General features: G+C 29.8%; 17 protein-coding genes. 2 read left to right on the top strand and 15 right to left on the bottom strand.

The window, feature by feature from the left end; genetic code table 11:
• Positions 1-19: 19 nt before the first annotated feature.
• From ACSVH7_RS05090 to ACSVH7_RS05160, 15 genes are all read right to left on the bottom strand, one after another.
• Positions 20-865 (bottom strand): hypothetical protein, encoded by an 846-nt coding sequence (locus tag ACSVH7_RS05090; RefSeq protein WP_438065609.1) that lies wholly within the window; start codon positions 863-865, stop codon positions 20-22.
• Positions 866-1031: 166 nt separating this feature from the next.
• Positions 1032-1892, bottom strand: coding sequence for a hypothetical protein (locus ACSVH7_RS05095; protein ID WP_438065610.1), 861 nt, complete (start codon positions 1890-1892; stop codon positions 1032-1034).
• 187 nt (positions 1893-2079) lie between these two features.
• Positions 2080-2499, bottom strand: coding sequence for a hypothetical protein (locus ACSVH7_RS05100; protein WP_438065611.1), 420 nt, complete (start codon positions 2497-2499; stop codon positions 2080-2082).
• Complete coding sequence (locus ACSVH7_RS05105; protein ID WP_438065612.1) at positions 2489-2758, bottom strand: hypothetical protein; 270 nt, start codon at positions 2756-2758, stop codon at positions 2489-2491. Before ACSVH7_RS05105 ends, ACSVH7_RS05100 begins: the two co-directional genes overlap by 11 nt.
• Before the next feature lie 174 nt (positions 2759-2932).
• A complete protein-coding gene (locus tag ACSVH7_RS05110; RefSeq protein ID WP_438065613.1) occupies positions 2933-3124 on the bottom strand; it encodes a hypothetical protein in 192 nt (63 codons plus the stop codon).
• 7 nt (positions 3125-3131) lie between these two features.
• Entirely contained in the window at positions 3132-3848 is a 717-nt protein-coding gene (locus tag ACSVH7_RS05115; RefSeq protein ID WP_438065614.1) for a DUF3667 domain-containing protein, read from the bottom strand.
• Between the two features lie 219 nt (positions 3849-4067).
• On the bottom strand, positions 4068-4655 hold the full coding sequence (locus ACSVH7_RS05120; RefSeq protein WP_438065615.1) for a hypothetical protein: 588 nt from the start codon (positions 4653-4655) through the stop codon (positions 4068-4070).
• A gap of 179 nt (positions 4656-4834) precedes the next feature.
• Positions 4835-5146 (bottom strand): helix-turn-helix domain-containing protein, encoded by a 312-nt coding sequence (locus ACSVH7_RS05125; protein WP_438065616.1) that lies wholly within the window; start codon positions 5144-5146, stop codon positions 4835-4837.
• Positions 5147-5150: 4 nt separating this feature from the next.
• Positions 5151-5489: a type II toxin-antitoxin system RelE/ParE family toxin gene (locus ACSVH7_RS05130; RefSeq protein ID WP_438065617.1), complete on the bottom strand. Its 339-nt coding sequence runs from the start codon at positions 5487-5489 to the stop codon at positions 5151-5153.
• A gap of 215 nt (positions 5490-5704) precedes the next feature.
• Positions 5705-6733, bottom strand: a complete 1029-nt coding sequence (locus ACSVH7_RS05135) for a serine hydrolase domain-containing protein (RefSeq protein WP_438065618.1) — start codon at positions 6731-6733, stop codon at positions 5705-5707.
• Between the two features lie 178 nt (positions 6734-6911).
• The gene (locus ACSVH7_RS05140) at positions 6912-7382 is read right to left on the bottom strand and encodes a hypothetical protein (RefSeq protein ID WP_438065619.1); all 471 of its coding nucleotides are present in this window, start codon (positions 7380-7382) and stop codon (positions 6912-6914) included.
• Between the two features lie 798 nt (positions 7383-8180).
• Positions 8181-8891 carry a hypothetical protein gene (locus ACSVH7_RS05145; protein WP_438065620.1) on the bottom strand — a complete coding sequence of 237 codons (711 nt, stop codon included), beginning with the start codon at positions 8889-8891 and terminating at the stop codon, positions 8181-8183.
• Positions 8892-9063: 172 nt separating this feature from the next.
• Complete coding sequence (locus tag ACSVH7_RS05150; protein ID WP_438065621.1) at positions 9064-10644, bottom strand: AAA family ATPase; 1581 nt, start codon at positions 10642-10644, stop codon at positions 9064-9066.
• Positions 10645-10836: 192 nt separating this feature from the next.
• A complete protein-coding gene (locus tag ACSVH7_RS05155; RefSeq protein ID WP_438065622.1) occupies positions 10837-11628 on the bottom strand; it encodes a peptidase MA family metallohydrolase in 792 nt (263 codons plus the stop codon).
• Positions 11629-11810: 182 nt separating this feature from the next.
• Positions 11811-12461: a DUF4241 domain-containing protein gene (locus tag ACSVH7_RS05160; protein ID WP_438065623.1), complete on the bottom strand. Its 651-nt coding sequence runs from the start codon at positions 12459-12461 to the stop codon at positions 11811-11813.
• Positions 12462-12838: 377 nt separating this feature from the next.
• On the opposite strand from ACSVH7_RS05160, the gene ACSVH7_RS05165 reads away from it, so the two are divergent.
• Positions 12839-13387 (top strand): 3'-5' exoribonuclease domain-containing protein, encoded by a 549-nt coding sequence (locus tag ACSVH7_RS05165; RefSeq protein ID WP_438065624.1) that lies wholly within the window; start codon positions 12839-12841, stop codon positions 13385-13387.
• Between the two features lie 914 nt (positions 13388-14301).
• A complete protein-coding gene (locus ACSVH7_RS05170) occupies positions 14302-14568 on the top strand; it encodes a hypothetical protein (protein ID WP_438065625.1) in 267 nt (88 codons plus the stop codon).
• Positions 14569-14939: the final 371 nt, after the last annotated feature.

Below are 14939 nucleotides of genomic sequence, written 5' to 3' on the forward strand. Positions count from 1 at the left end.
AGTGGCTGTTATGCGACGTTTATTTGAAGTAATCGTATTCGTATCTATATTCTTTCAAGCCGGATAATGAATATATGTTTTCAGCGTATTTTTTGATTAAATCATTTTCTAAATATTCAAAAACTTCATAATTTCCATTTATTTCTTTCCCGTTTTCTAAATCAAATAATTCTCTTTTGATTAGTCTATTTTTCGAATCATAATAGTAATTGTTCCCATTTTGACTATTAGTCTCCTTATAAATAATTTTCACTATTCGATTTTTTTCGTAAGTTGAATTTGAAGAAAATCTTAAATTCTCGTTGTTATAAGATTCTGTTTTAATTTCATTTTTGTTTTCGTCAAAAAAGGAAATATTTTTTCTATTTTTTAGAAAATCTCCATTTATTAACGAAATTATTTCATTCCCGTTGTTACGCTTTTCATATATTGTTGTTTCAGACATTTTGTTGTCAACATACATTATTTCTTTGTTCTTAAAATTCGAGTCATCATAAAAAAATTGAAATATTAAATTACCTTTTTCATCTTTAATATTCATAAGGTTTTGATTTTTATCATATTCCTTTATCCATATTGTTGGTTCTTTATAAGAGGAATGTGTGGATATTTTTTTAATTAATTTTCCATTTTCATTGTAAGTATTAGTTTCTGATATTTTTAAAAATACAGCAGAAGTGAAATTGTCCATTGACTTGAATAAAAGATTACCTTTTAAATCATATTTAGATACCGAAACTAGATTGTCTTTGGAATCAAAAATTCTTACTTCTTTCACCTTATTTTTTACAATAGTACTATCCGTATTAGTTTGGCAAAATGAGTTAAAAGTTATAAAAATTAAAAAAATCAGGTTGAATTTCATTGGTTTTTTTGTTAAATGTCGCATAACGTCTTGGCGCTTGGCGTGGTTGGGGAATAAAGATGCGTGATTTTTCGGTTAAACACAAATTTTACAAATACAAAACCATCTTTAAATTCAGCCTAAAACCCCAATCACGCCAAACGGCTGTTATGTGATGTGCCTTTTTTTATTGATATTTCTCTTTAAATTCATTCATTTCAAGAAGTTCAAAAGTCTTCGAATTTGATTCTACATTGCATCTTTTTAAATAACTAATCGAAACTTTTCCATCTTGTTTTTTTATAAAGCATTTATTAACCATAATTAGTTCTAATTTGTCTGCAACTCTTGGATGTAAAGCTACACACAAACCAATACCAGCACTTCTGACGCTTGGATATAATACACCATCAACTCCTGTTTCAGAAATTAATTTAGTAAATAAAGAGGAAATATAATATTCGTGATTGTTACCTAATTTTACATCTTTAGAAAATTCAGTTGCTAAAAATTGTAAATATGCCAATCCTTTTTCTTTTAATTCAGGATTACGTTCAATGGAATCAATATAATCTTTTTTAATCTCGTTTAGATAATCAATAGTATACTCTTTTGTTGGGTCAAAAATTGTAGCTAATGTAATTGGTTCTTGAACTTGCCAAGTTCCTAAAGTTACTATTCTTTCACCTTCTGGAATTGTATTATCTCTCAAAAGTTCACTCGTCTCGCAACAAGCAGTCATTCTCGTATATCCAACATCATCAATTGTATAAGAATCTTTTAATACAGAACCATAGAACATTGTATGGTCTGGTGTACTTGCTCGCAAATATTCGTTATTAAATTCTTTAGGAGCATACGACATTCTTTTTACAGTTGAAAAATCTGGTTCATTGTCTTTATTTCTTTGTACACGTTCAAAAATTTTACCTTTTTTGTAATCTGTCCTCATTATTGGCAAAGGACCAATTTTGTTAAGTAAAGCATCAATTTCGGCAATTGAAGCTGTGGATAAATCAATTGCTTTTAATTTTTGTAGGTTTTCCATTTAATATTATTAAGTGAATTCTTCTTTTTTTTAGGCATATCACATAACGTCCCCGCGCTACAAGCAGTTTGGGACTAAATTAAGCCCTATTTTCGGATTTGCCAAATCTCCCAAATACAAAACCAACTTCAAATTAAGCCAAATCCCCAAATTGCTTGTAGCGTGTGTTAGCAGCTGGTTTTTATATTTACTCAGGTTTTATGTTAAATGTATTTCCTAATGCTGATGCTGTTACTGAAAATTTCACACCAAGTGATAATAAAGTGCCAAATGAACCCATAACTGCCATTAATAAACCACCAACAACTAAAAGTCCAAGTTTTGAAGTTGGTTCTGGATCAGCAATTGCAAGACCAATTATATAAATTCCCGCACCTGATATTCCAATACTTGCTAAAACACTTACTATTTGTTTCCAAGGAATTCCTTTCGATTTTGCTCCACGAATTAAATTTACTGCTGATTTTAAATCTTTCTCTGTTAACCCAATATTTGCATCGTCAATAAGTGAGAATGGATTTTTTTCTGAATATTGTTTTATAGCAATTTCAAGCCAATCTTTGTTTGAAGTTTTTATTATCATGTTTTCGCTATTATTAATCTTCATCAATTCCATTTGGAAACATCATATTCAATTCAGCATCTTCATCATACAAGTCTAGCTCGTTTTTGATTTTATTTAATTTCTTTTTCAATGATGACATTATTTTCTGCTCAATTTCTTGAAATGGATAATCAGATAATCTATTAAATTTTTCCAACGAGTCGTAATATTTTTGGTCAATATTATCTCCAATAGAAGTTTCTAAGCTTAATTCTTCTAATTTTTCAATTTCTAATTTTAAATCATGAATTTCGTTTTTCATTTATATTTTCGTTTTAGTTTTTTCGGTAAACTAGCTGCTAACGTTCTCGCGCTACAAGCAGTTTGGGATTAAATTAAGCCCATTATTCGGATTTGCCAAATCTTCCAAATACAAAACTAACTTCAAATTAAGCCTAATCCCCAAATTGCTTGTAGCGTGTGTTAGTGGCAGTTTTTATTTTTCAGTTGTTTTTTTCAAGTCTTTTATGATTAGGTAAATTGATATTATAAAAACAACTATATAAAGAACATCTAAGGCAGGTTCTTTCAGCGTTAAGTTTTTAAAATCAATGTGCTTAACTAAAGTCAAGCCTAATGTAAATGCAATAAATACAAAAAACCAATTCATTCCTTTTTTATTGTCCATATTTTAATTAATGTTTGATTATTAGGTCTGTTAAAGCCCCAACTATAATAACTGCCAATGCAAAAGTTAGCATACCAAAAATGTAAGCAAAAAAAGCTTTAAAGTAAGATGAAATTTTTGTTTTGTCAAAAAATTGTCCAACTGCCCAAGTTGTGTAAATAAATCCAACAATTTCTCCATGGAGCTTTAAGTCTGTATGTGTTATCCCTCGAATAATTCCAAAAACTGAATAAATCAACATTACTATTCCCATAACGAAACAGAGAAGAATTAGTATTTCAAATATGTTGTATTTGTGCTTTGTGAAAAAAAGTTTTGTCCACAATGCTATGAATACTCCCATAATTATATTCGAGTACCCTAAATGCCCTTGTGTCCATTTAAAAATTTTATTTATTGTAGATTTATCACCATCTAAATAGCCTAAATAGCCATCTTGTAAATGAAAATAGTGATTACACAATGAGTAGATCAATGAAGTTACAATAATGAAAATGATTGGCTTTACAATTCTTGTTCTGTTTTCAGTAAGATAATTTTTTACATTTAGTCCTGGATTTGTAATTAGTTCTCTAATCGTATATAAAATTCCACGCTCAAAATGCAAAACGTGTTCAATTTCATGAATTATGTAATGTCCATCAATTCTTTTAAGATTAGTAGGTTGTCCACAGTCGGGACAAAATTTTGAATTTATTTCTTTATTACAGATCTTACAGTCCATTTAATTAGTTAATTTATATTGTCAATTTATATTGTCAATTTGTTGGTTTACGGTTGGTTCGGCAAAATTGCCACTAACGTTCCCGCGCTACAAGCAGTTTGGGACTAAATTAAGCCCTATTTTCGGATTTGCCAAATCTTCCAAATACAAACCTATTTTTCCATTAAGCCAAATACCCAAATTGCTTGTAGCGTGTGTTATGGGCAGGCTTTATTTGTTCTATTCTATTGATATAATTTTTTTCACTTCATTGTTTTTTAAAGTTTCAAAGAGGAAATATTCAGACGAGAGAATTTTCCCGAGCTCAAAATGTGAAACTATTATGTCGTCACGATTTATAAAATCTTTTCCATTCTTTTCAAGGATAGAATTAATTTTTCCATCATAACTTGTAATAATTTTTTCCAGTTTCCAACCTTCATTTCGGTCATAACGATAAATTTCTAAATCTAATTTATTGTTCGCATTTAAATAAACAACAAAGTTTTGAATACGATAGTATTCTCCAGAATGGTCTGCTTCAATTATTACCAAATCTTTACTGTCGATTTTTTTATTCAATATTTTCAGAAAAGTATATCTAATTGAATTTCTGTTAAGTTGACTTTCATCCTTAATTTCCCAATATGCAAATCTTGCTTCAAGGCGATTTTTCGCATAATTCTGTTCTGTTAAAGTTTCATTAATAGATTTTAGTGAACTAACCGTTTCTTTATTCCAATTAATAAACAATTCATCCGTCTTTTCTTGACTGTTTGTTACTATTGGTAAAAAAGAAGCAACTATAATCAATAGAATTGTTTTCATAACTGTTTGTCATTTTTTGGTTTCCGTTAAGCTTGCCCATAACGTTCCCGCGCTACAAGCAGTTTGGGACTAAATTAAGCTCATTCTTCGGATTTGCCAAATCTTCCAAATACAAAACCAATTTCAAATTAAGCCTAATACCCAAATTGCTTGTAGCGTGTGTTAGGCGATCGGCAATTTTAGTGTATTGCTACATTCTGATTTAGTAATTCTACATTAAAATTAATTTTGGCATTTAAGGCTTTAAAGACTTTAATAATTGTGTCAAATCTTGCGTCAGTTAAGCTATTCTCAATTTTTGAAATTTGAGCTTTTTTTACTCCAACTAATTCTCCTAATTGTTCTTGTGTCAAATTTCGTTCTTTACGAATTTGTTTAATTGTTTGGCCAATCAAGTCAATTTTCAATTCGTTTTCAAAATTTTCTCTATTTGTTGTTCCTTTTTTTCCAACGAATTTATCTGTTACTTCATCTAAACTATATGTTTTCATAATCTTATTTCTTTTCGTTAAAATATTTTACTCTTAATGATTCTGCTCTTTCAATTTCTACTTTCGGGGTTTTGTCCGTTTTCTTAATAATTCCGTGAGTAGAAATCACAACTGTATCTTTTATATCTGTTTTATCCCAAAAAGCAAAAAGTCTTAAATATTGCTTGTTGTATAGAGTTCTAAATTCCCAAATCTCACCTTCGAGTTTTTTGAATAATTCATTATCGTTTACGCTTCTCGATTTCCAAATATTATAAAGTATTTTTTCTCTAGATTTTGGGTCTAGATTTTCCAAAAACTCTAAAACTGGTTCAAGAAATTCAACTTTAAATTTATAATCCATTTTTCACTAATCTTAATTTTCTGTAAAGATATAAGTTTCCTTTTCAAGAAACAAATGTTGTTGGTTTTTTTCTGTTGCTCGTTGCTGTCGCCTAACGTTCCCGCGCTACAAGCAGTTTGGGACTAAATTAAGCCCATTATTCGGATTTGCCAAATCTTCCAAATACAAACCAATTTTCCCATTAAGCCAAATCCCCAAATTGCTTGTAGCGTGTGTTAGCGGTAGTTTTTTTGCTCTTCTCTAATTATTTTTAAAATTTCTGTATGATAAATAAAAGTCCTTTTTAAATCGTCAGTATCATATGCTATATTCTCTAAAACGATTATGCTTGTTTTTGTTTTTGGAAAATAATAGCTCATTGAAACAAAACCAGGAGCAAAACCAGTTTGCCCTAATTGTAGAATATTATCTTTTGTATCGATTGTTATTCCGTAGCCATATTCGGTATTTCCAAATATTGGATGATTTCGAACAGCTCCTTTTTGTTTAGTTTCTAACATCTTCATTGTCTTATTTTTCAATAGTTTTCCATTATAAAATAAGTTATTCCAAATATTTAAATCTTCTGCTGTCGATATGAAAGAACCCGCAGCAACATAGTTTTGAAATGTTTCAGTTTCAAATTCAATTTTACCCTTTTCAATTTCCGTATATCCTTTAACCAAATTATTATATTCTTTAATATCCGGATGGAAGGTATTTTTCATTCCACATTCTTCAAATAAGTTCTTTGAAAGTTCTGAAAATGATTTCCCTGAAGTTCTTTCAATTATTTTAGCTAATAAATTATAGCCAATCTGTGAATAGGAATATTGCGTTCCAATTTTAAAAGTTGTTGGTTTGTCTAATTGAGTAATACCGTGCATATGTGTCAACAAATGATGTATTGTAACTGTGTCTGCCCAACTTTGTGTTAATTCAGGTAAATACTTATGGATTGGTGAAAATAAGTCTATGTTTCCTTTGTCAAATTCTCGAAGCACTAAAACTGCAGTAAATTGTTTACTGATTGAACCAATTACAAATTGGTCATTCGGTTTTAGAGGTTCTTTTTTGTCAATATCATAATAGCCGTATATTTTCGAATATTTTGTCCTTCCTTTTTGGGAAATAAGAATTATTCCATTAAAAGGTTTTGTCGTTTTAGCTGAAATTAAACGATCAATTTTTTTCTCTATCTTACTTTGTTGTCCAAAAGTTACAATAGTTGTATTAAAAAAAATGAGTAATAATATGTATTTCATTATTGTCCTTTGAGTTTCCGTGTTGTTCTAAAATTACCGCTAACGTCCCCGCGCTACACGCAGGCTGGGTTTAAAGATGCGTATTCTTTCGGTTAAAAACAAATGTATCAAATACAAACTATTTTCAAATTAAGCCAATTGCCCAGCTTGCTTGTAGCGTGTGTTGGCAGTAGTATTTTTATTTAAATCGTTCTATTTTTATTATATTATTATTTTCATCGTAATGAACAATACTATCAAGATGATATTTTTCATTTGCTGGAATTGGATATTCTTCGGTAGTTTTGTCAACACTTGATGAATATTCTTTTCGGTTTTCATATGTTATTTCTCTTATGCGATGTTCGTTTTTATTATATTCCCAAGTTCCAATAACTGGTTCTTTTGAAGTCATTTTAAAAAACACTAAAAAAGGAATTGGAGTGCAAAAAAGGAATAATAATAAGTTCCAATTTTTAAGCTTTATTTTGTCTTTATAAATTATTATTCCTGTTATTATTCCAAAAATTATCCAACCAATGAAAAGGAAAAACATATAACCAAGTGAAGCACTTTCATTACTTTTTACAAGTAACCAAATAGCAACTGTAAATAAAGAATAAATTACAGATATTGTTAAAAGCTTTAAATTTGGATTGTTTTCATTCATTTCTGTGGTAATATTACTGCCAACGTTCCCGCGCTACAAGCAGTTTGGGACTAAATTAAGCCCATTATTCGGATTTGCCAAATCTTCCAAATACAAAACCAATTTCAAATTAAGCCTAATGCCCAAATTGCTTGTAGCGTGTGTTAGCAGTAGCTTTTTATATTGGTTTTGTTATTAGAAAATAAATTATCGCTATGACTAAAAATGATAAGATTAAGTATAAAATTTGGTTAGCTATGTTTTTCATCTTTCGGTTTGTGATAAATGTCAAAATTAAAAGAGTGATAAATGAAATAAATATTGTTTGATAGAAAAATAAACACGCCCAAGGATTCCCGTCTGAATTAATTCCAATTTGCCCAAACATGCGTATCAATAATTCATTCAAACAAATTAATAAAACACAATAAACTAATGTTTTAAAATAATTACGTTCGATATTTCTCTTTAAAATTAAAATTATTGGGATGAAATAATAGCCACTCATTGTAGCAATCATATTTTGGTATTTTATTGAAAGTAATCCAAAAAACAATACGATTGCAAAAGTCACAATATGGTAAACATTTATTTTATAATATTCAATTTTTGAAGTACTATCCACTTTCTGTTGCGTTAGGTTCTTGAATTCTCGTATTCTGCGTTAAAGTTACTGCTAACGTTCTGGTACTACAGCGGGTTTGGGAACTAAATTAAGATTTATTTTTCGGTTATCACTAAACTACCAAATACAAAACCATTTTCCCATTAAGCCAATTGCCCAAATCCGTTGTAGTAGCTGTTAGTGGCTGGGCTTATTCAGCTTTCCAATTCTTCCCATTCATTTTTGTCTGGAATCATTCTTAAATTTCTAAATTCATTAAAGTCTTTAAAAAAATCAGTTCCTGGAAATCCATCAATTTCCTTTTTACCTTTCCAGGTCAAATGAATAACAGCAAACTGCTTTTCAAAGTTTTGATTTCTAACTTCAAATAAAACATCATCATCAGATTTATATTTACAAAGTGCAGAAAATTTAAAATCGGAAAGTTTATGTTTTTCTTGTTTAGGTTTTAAAAAATCAAACATAGATTTTTCTTCCAAACCGATTTCTTTACTTAATTCTTCTTCAAAACCAATTTTTTGATTTATTGTAATATCTTCCCAAGGCTCTTCAATAAAAAGGTTGGAAGAGTTTTGTAGAGAAAAAAAATCTAATACATCTCTGTCAATTCCCGCAATATCAATTCGCTTTGGTTCGTTAGGTAAATCAGGATTATCCTCAAACGTATAACCACCAATTGGATAAAGAAAATAGCCATTCTCTAATTGTACATTAAATCGCAAAGAACTCCATTTTTTATAATCAGGTTTATTTGCTTTCCAAAATTTCCAAACAGATTTTTGTATGTATTTAAAATAATTTTCGGTTGGAACAAATTCTCCAAATATGCAACCCATATTTTCGTCTCCGATTTGTAAGTCGGTTGTTCCTATAAATAGTTTATTTGAATATATTTTTGCTTTCAACGTTCTCTTTTTTTAGCCTTGCCACTAACGTTCTCGCGCTACAAGCAGTTTGGGACTAAATTAAGCCCATTATTCGGATTCGCCAAATCTTCCAAATACAAAACCAACTTCAAATTAAGCCTAATACCCAAATTGCTTGTAGCGTGTGTTGGTGGCTGGCCTTTATTATGTTTTAGTCGCTCTGTTCAGAAAAATATTTAACAGTTTTGATTAGAAAATCAGTCAAATCAGTTTTCAATTTGTTATATTCAGGTGATAATTTGAAAGCTTCATAGCATAAATTTAAAGCTTGGTTTGAGTCAACTGCTAAACCTAAATTTACCATTTCTTGAAATAATGCATGATGGTCTGAATAATTTAATGCAGTAGATAGTTGCGGATTGGGAGAATTATTCAAATAAGATTTTACTAGAAACTTTTCAGGTGCAGTATATGGATATAAAAAAAACGAATGTTCGGTTGGATGATTGTGATATGATGAATACTTTGGGTCATTTTTATAATCTCCATCAAAGACACAACAAAATCCCATTTTTAATCTCATTTGAGGAAAATTTCTCTTATGTCTTTCGTAATCATTTTTCACTTGGTCAATTGGTCCAGATACAATTATATTTACTAGACGATCAAAATGTTTATGCGTAAGATTTATTGAGATAAGAATATTTTTAATGATAAATTCTGCCTCAGTATCTTCACAATATAACTGTATCAATGGATAAGCTTTTGAATCCATTTTTGAAAACGAAGCATTTACTGAAATAGATGAAATTGCTTGATATTCTCCTAATGGATTTTTATCAATAAATTTTCTTGATTTTTGTGGAAATGCTGATAATAATGAAGGAGAATGAGTTGTAATAATAAATTGTTTTTTATGATGCCAAGAAACATATTGAATAACATCTGCTAATCTTCTTTGAATACTTGGATGAATCCCAGCTTCTAATTCATCTATGATAATTAAAGAATCTTGAGGAGCTTCAAAAATATCAACTAAAATATTTAACAAAGATTCTTCACCTGACGCTGCGTTATAACTTGAATAAGCCTCATTTACCAATAAATCAGTAGGTTTTATTAAATATGCAACTTTATTTATATGTGAACCAATTCTATAAATTTCTACAGGATTTGGAATTTCAAATACATAATTAAAGGCTTGTTCAATGTCTTCAATTAATCTTATTTGTTGAACATTTACAATTTTACGAAGTAAACTATTCGAAAAATTCCTTGCTGGTAATAATCTTTCTAGATCGATTAATCTAATATGCTTATCTTTAATTTGAGCGTTCATTCTATTAGCATCATTACTAGACTTTCCTAGTCCAGTCCACGAACGTTTTGTAGCAGCTCTTTTACCAATACCTTGTCTATTATCTACTCCAACTCTCCAAAAAAGTTCGTACGAATAACTTCTTGTAGCTGATTCATATGAAGTAAAATTCAAAACGTCTCGCCAAGTATGTCGTCTTAAAACAGTTTCTGGTTTCGTTGCATCATACTTCATAAAATTTTCGTGACTACAAGCTATAAGTAATAATAAACTAGTCTTTCCAATTTTATTTGTTCCTGAAATAACTGTTATTGGATGGTCTAAACTAAAATCTAGATTACTGATGTGTCTAAATTCATTAACTTTAATTCTATTCAGAAAAAACCTAAAACTATTTTGTGCTCCAGAAAATGTAGTTGGGTTGTAATAAAGTAATTTATTTTTTGCAGAGTCAATATTTTGCAGATTCAACATATATGTTATTATTTATTATGATTTTCTCCGATTCTGCGGTAGGCTTGCCACCAACGTCCCGCTACTACAGCGGGTTTGGGACTAAATTAAGCCCTATTTTCGGATTTGCCAAATCATCCCAAATACAAAAACAACTTTCCATTAAGCCAATTGCCCAAATCCGTTGTAGTAGATGTTAGCGGTTCGTTGCTTTTAACATCCTTTATTAAATTCCTCCCAATCAAAATTTATATCTTGTGGATATTTTTTATTGATATAATCTTTTAAAGTATTTTCTAAAGTCTTTGAGTCAATTCCGTAGATTTCGTTTAGCTTTTCATACCCGCTTTTCCAAAGTTCTTTAAATTTAGATATTCCATAGCTATCAATTAGAAATTTACAAATAAAAGCACTTTGAGTGTAAGCAATCATATCAGGGTTTGCATAAAAATCTTCGGATAGTTTATCGATAGAAATCAATTTATTACTTTGAATAAAATATTTATAGATTTCTTCTAACGAGTATTTAAAGCAAGTCCCACCAGAATAAGTTGCTAAACCTTCATTCATCCAAGTTAATGAACTATCTGGAGTACCCCATTTATACATCGTTATCATATGCATCATTTCGTGTTTTATTGGTGAACCTTTGTCTTTAAGCAAAGTGAAAAAAACATCTCTGTCGGGATAAGCCAAACCTTGAGCAACCATTCCTCCATATTTTAGCATTTCTTTTTTTGATTTTAAAAATTCAATATCCATTTTATTATTGAATTCTGTTTCCTGAATTAGTTTTAAATTTTCTTCAATTGCTTTTTGACATTCTTCAATTGCAAGATTTCTACGCGGAATTTCAACTTCAGATGGGAATATGTAAGTTATATTGTTTATAGTTTTAGTTTCTGTAACAATTTTGTTCCAAGTTTCATCATTTGTTTTTTTTTGTGCACTACAACTGTAGAATGATAAAATTATAAGTAAATAAGTAAGTTTTCTAGTATTCATTTTTTAATTGATTATGTATTTATGCGGTTTCTGCGATGCAATGACCGCTAACGTTCCCGCGCTACACGCAGGCTGGGATTAAAGATGCGTAATCTTTCGGTTAAAAACAAATGCATCAAATACAAACTATTTTCAAATTAAGCCCATTGCCCAGCTTGCTTGTAGCGTGTGTTGGCGGTAGGTTATTTCTTCAGTTCGGGTAATTCTACAACGAAGAAATCGATTATTAATGATGTGATTTTTCCATTTGCATCAATTCCCCAATATGCTGGATATAAACCATCGCCGTAACCTGATTGAAACATTGGGATATTTAATTCTGTTTTAGGAAACTTATAATTAATCCAATTCCCAACATCTTTTGGGTCATTTTTATTAACTGCATTTTTTTTAAATTCAGTTTCAAAAAAATCATCATAAATATTTTTGGTTGAATCATTTTCATAAAATTCCTTCTGGAATTTATCATATTCTAAACCTGTTTTATAATCAAAAAAGCTTGCTAAACCTGCATCAACAGGAAAACCAAAAAAGGAATCATCTTCTTTTAGTTCACTGCTGTTTTCATTTTCTCTTAATGCAAGAATCCATTTAACGGCTTTTTTGTCAGTGATTTCCAATTTTGCCAACGCAAATCTATCTCCCGATTTTTTTGTTTTAGCTATATAGATTTTCATTGGATAATTCCCAGGGTTTACAATTTTAGATAAGGGAATTAGTTCTGTATAGACCAAAGGGTCACAAACAATTATTCTTCCAGTTGGTAAATTTAAATTTCCAATATTCAGTAGTGAAATTTCAATATCGTCAATTTTTTTATTTTCTAAAATCAAATTATAGTCAACAATTGATATGATTCTTTCTCATTATTTGAGCTTTTTTCAATTGATTTTTGAATTAAACTTTCATTTTTAGGTTCAACCTTTTTGGTCTGCGAATTACAAGCAAATAAATTAATTATTAAAGAACTGAATATTATCTTTTTCATTTGGTTGTTGTTTCCTATTAGTTGTTTATGGACGGTTAACTTACCGCCAACGTTTTGCAGCTACACGAGGTTTGGGTAAAAGAACTCCTAAACTTTGGGTTAATTACTAACCTTAAAAACACAAAACAATGTTTAAATTAAGCCTAAAACCCAAATCTTGTGTAACTGCTGTTATGGGCTGTTTATATTTTCAAAACGAATTTAATAATTAAAACTAAAAAAATGTCAAAAACAAAAATTTTCTTCGACACCGAGTTTACAGGATTACACCAAAAAACAACTCTTATTTCTATCGGATTAATTTCCGAATGTGGTAAAAAATTCTATGCTGAATTAACTGATTACGACAAAACACAAATTGATGATTGGTTACAAGAAAACGTAATTAATAATCTTTATTTGTCTGAAAATGAAAATGATGCAAATTTAGATGATTGGAAAATAAAAGGAGATTCTGATGATGTAAAAGCAGGATTAGAAGTTTGGTTATCTCAATTTGAAGCAGTTGAGATTTGGTCTGACTGCTTATCTTACGATTGGGTTCTATTTAACCAAATTTTCGGACACGCATTTAATATTCCGAAAAATGTGTATTATATTCCTTTTGATATTTGCACACTTTTTCAAATGCAAGGAATTGACCCTGATATTTCAAGAGAAGATTTCGCTAAAGATTATTTAGTAAAAGTTGCATATCAATCAGGTAAAAAACATAATGCGATGTGGGATGCTTTCGTTATTCGTGAATGTTACCGTAAACTTTCTGCTTAAATAGCCCATAACGTTCCCGCGCTACACGCAGGTTGCCGATTAAGGCGGGTTAATATTTCGGTTAATTACTATTTTTTACAAGTACAAGACAATGTTTAAATTTAGCCTAATGTGGCAGCTTGCTTGTAGCGTGTGTTATGCTTCGTTGTTTTTTGTCGGATATACTTGTCAAATTTACTATATTTTTTGTACGTTTGGAAAAATTCACAAGATGTTAGATAAATTTATAGAATACAGCGAGTTTATAAAAGTAAGGCTATCAATAGTAATTATTCTACCGTTTTGGTACTTAATTTTATACTTATTCGATAATAATTTTTACACAAAATCAGACTTAATCTTAAAAGTTATAGTATGTTTTTGTATAACTCTTCCAGCATAACTGATACACTCTGTCGGTACACATCTATATAATGACAGATATAAAAGAGAGCTAAAAGATGTAGAAACTACGTCTGTTGTTAATCTAACACTTTGGGTCTCTATCCTAATAATTATAAATTACACTTGTAAAAAATATATTGGTTTGTATACTTCTGTCTATTTTCTAATACTTTATTTTCACGCCTTACCTCTTTTATTAACGGCGATTTTGCTTTGTGGAGGAAAAATAAGAGAAAAAGAAACGAAATAATTAAGAAAGCGTGAATTTTAATAACTAGATTGTTCGAAAAAAAATCTTTTATATCTAAGTATTCATTTTTTGTAATCACTGTAATTTTCTGTTTTTTCAACGTCTGCTTTTTTACAATGAAGCATAACGGCTGACGCTACCAGATGTTCAGGATTAAGTATGCCTAAACTATAGGATTATTACTAATACTTACAGACACAAACGAATTATTAAATTAAACCAAATGCCTGAATAGATGGTAGCGTATGTTATCACTTCGGCTTTTTAACACGAAATAATTATGACATTAAATGAAACTTATTGCGATTTAGTTGATAACGACGAAGGCTTTGACAATCAATTATTAGCAGATAGATGTGAAATAATAGCACATAAATATGCAATTAAATTTGCTAGAATGCATGTTGAAAAAGCTTTAAAACAAGCTAGTGAACAATTCAAAATGAAAATTAGAGATAACGTTCACGAATTAGATATGAATGATGATTGGATGGAAGTTGATAAGGAATCTATTTTAAACGCCTATTCTTTAGACAATATTGTGTAAGCTGAGTGATAACGTTCCCGCGCTACACGCAGGCTGGGATTAAAGATGCGTATTCTTTCGGTTAAAAACAAATGTATCAAATACAAACTATTTTCAAATTAAACCAACTGCCCAGCTTGCTTGTAGCGTGTGTTACAGGAGGCTTGTTTTGTCGAAATTACCATTAAACCGCAAATTTTTCACGCTTCTGCTGACAAAATCCAATTTTCACGATTCTGCTTTTTGGTTCGCAGTTTTCAACTTGTTATTTTTTAATTTATCGTTCCAATTTTGGCTACTTTTTTGGTTTTCTGTTTGCGGATTCCAACTTTCACACTTTTTATCGTTAGAGTAGGATAGTTCCAATTTTCACGCTTCCAATTTTCACACTT

Source organism: Flavobacterium sp. TSSA_36 (assembly GCF_051547165.1).
GTDB lineage: Bacteria > Bacteroidota > Bacteroidia > Flavobacteriales > Flavobacteriaceae > Flavobacterium.

What these genes read in the sequence shown, in the direction of transcription:
- ACSVH7_RS05090 (WP_438065609.1), bottom strand. Translation starts at nt 865, where the DNA reads ATGAAATTCAACCTGATTTTTTTAATTTTTATAACTTTTAACTCATTT.
- ACSVH7_RS05095 (WP_438065610.1), bottom strand. Translation starts at nt 1,892, where the DNA reads ATGGAAAACCTACAAAAATTAAAAGCAATTGATTTATCCACAGCTTCA.
- ACSVH7_RS05100 (WP_438065611.1), bottom strand. Translation starts at nt 2,499, where the DNA reads ATGAAGATTAATAATAGCGAAAACATGATAATAAAAACTTCAAACAAA.
- ACSVH7_RS05105 (WP_438065612.1), bottom strand. Translation starts at nt 2,758, where the DNA reads ATGAAAAACGAAATTCATGATTTAAAATTAGAAATTGAAAAATTAGAA.
- ACSVH7_RS05110 (WP_438065613.1), bottom strand. Translation starts at nt 3,124, where the DNA reads ATGGACAATAAAAAAGGAATGAATTGGTTTTTTGTATTTATTGCATTT.
- ACSVH7_RS05115 (WP_438065614.1), bottom strand. Translation starts at nt 3,848, where the DNA reads ATGGACTGTAAGATCTGTAATAAAGAAATAAATTCAAAATTTTGTCCC.
- ACSVH7_RS05120 (WP_438065615.1), bottom strand. Translation starts at nt 4,655, where the DNA reads ATGAAAACAATTCTATTGATTATAGTTGCTTCTTTTTTACCAATAGTA.
- ACSVH7_RS05125 (WP_438065616.1), bottom strand. Translation starts at nt 5,146, where the DNA reads ATGAAAACATATAGTTTAGATGAAGTAACAGATAAATTCGTTGGAAAA.
- ACSVH7_RS05130 (WP_438065617.1), bottom strand. Translation starts at nt 5,489, where the DNA reads ATGGATTATAAATTTAAAGTTGAATTTCTTGAACCAGTTTTAGAGTTT.
- ACSVH7_RS05135 (WP_438065618.1), bottom strand. Translation starts at nt 6,733, where the DNA reads ATGAAATACATATTATTACTCATTTTTTTTAATACAACTATTGTAACT.
- ACSVH7_RS05140 (WP_438065619.1), bottom strand. Translation starts at nt 7,382, where the DNA reads ATGAATGAAAACAATCCAAATTTAAAGCTTTTAACAATATCTGTAATT.
- ACSVH7_RS05150 (WP_438065621.1), bottom strand. Translation starts at nt 10,644, where the DNA reads ATGTTGAATCTGCAAAATATTGACTCTGCAAAAAATAAATTACTTTAT.
- ACSVH7_RS05155 (WP_438065622.1), bottom strand. Translation starts at nt 11,628, where the DNA reads ATGAATACTAGAAAACTTACTTATTTACTTATAATTTTATCATTCTAC.
- ACSVH7_RS05165 (WP_438065624.1), top strand. Translation starts at nt 12,839, where the DNA reads ATGTCAAAAACAAAAATTTTCTTCGACACCGAGTTTACAGGATTACAC.
- ACSVH7_RS05170 (WP_438065625.1), top strand. Translation starts at nt 14,302, where the DNA reads ATGACATTAAATGAAACTTATTGCGATTTAGTTGATAACGACGAAGGC.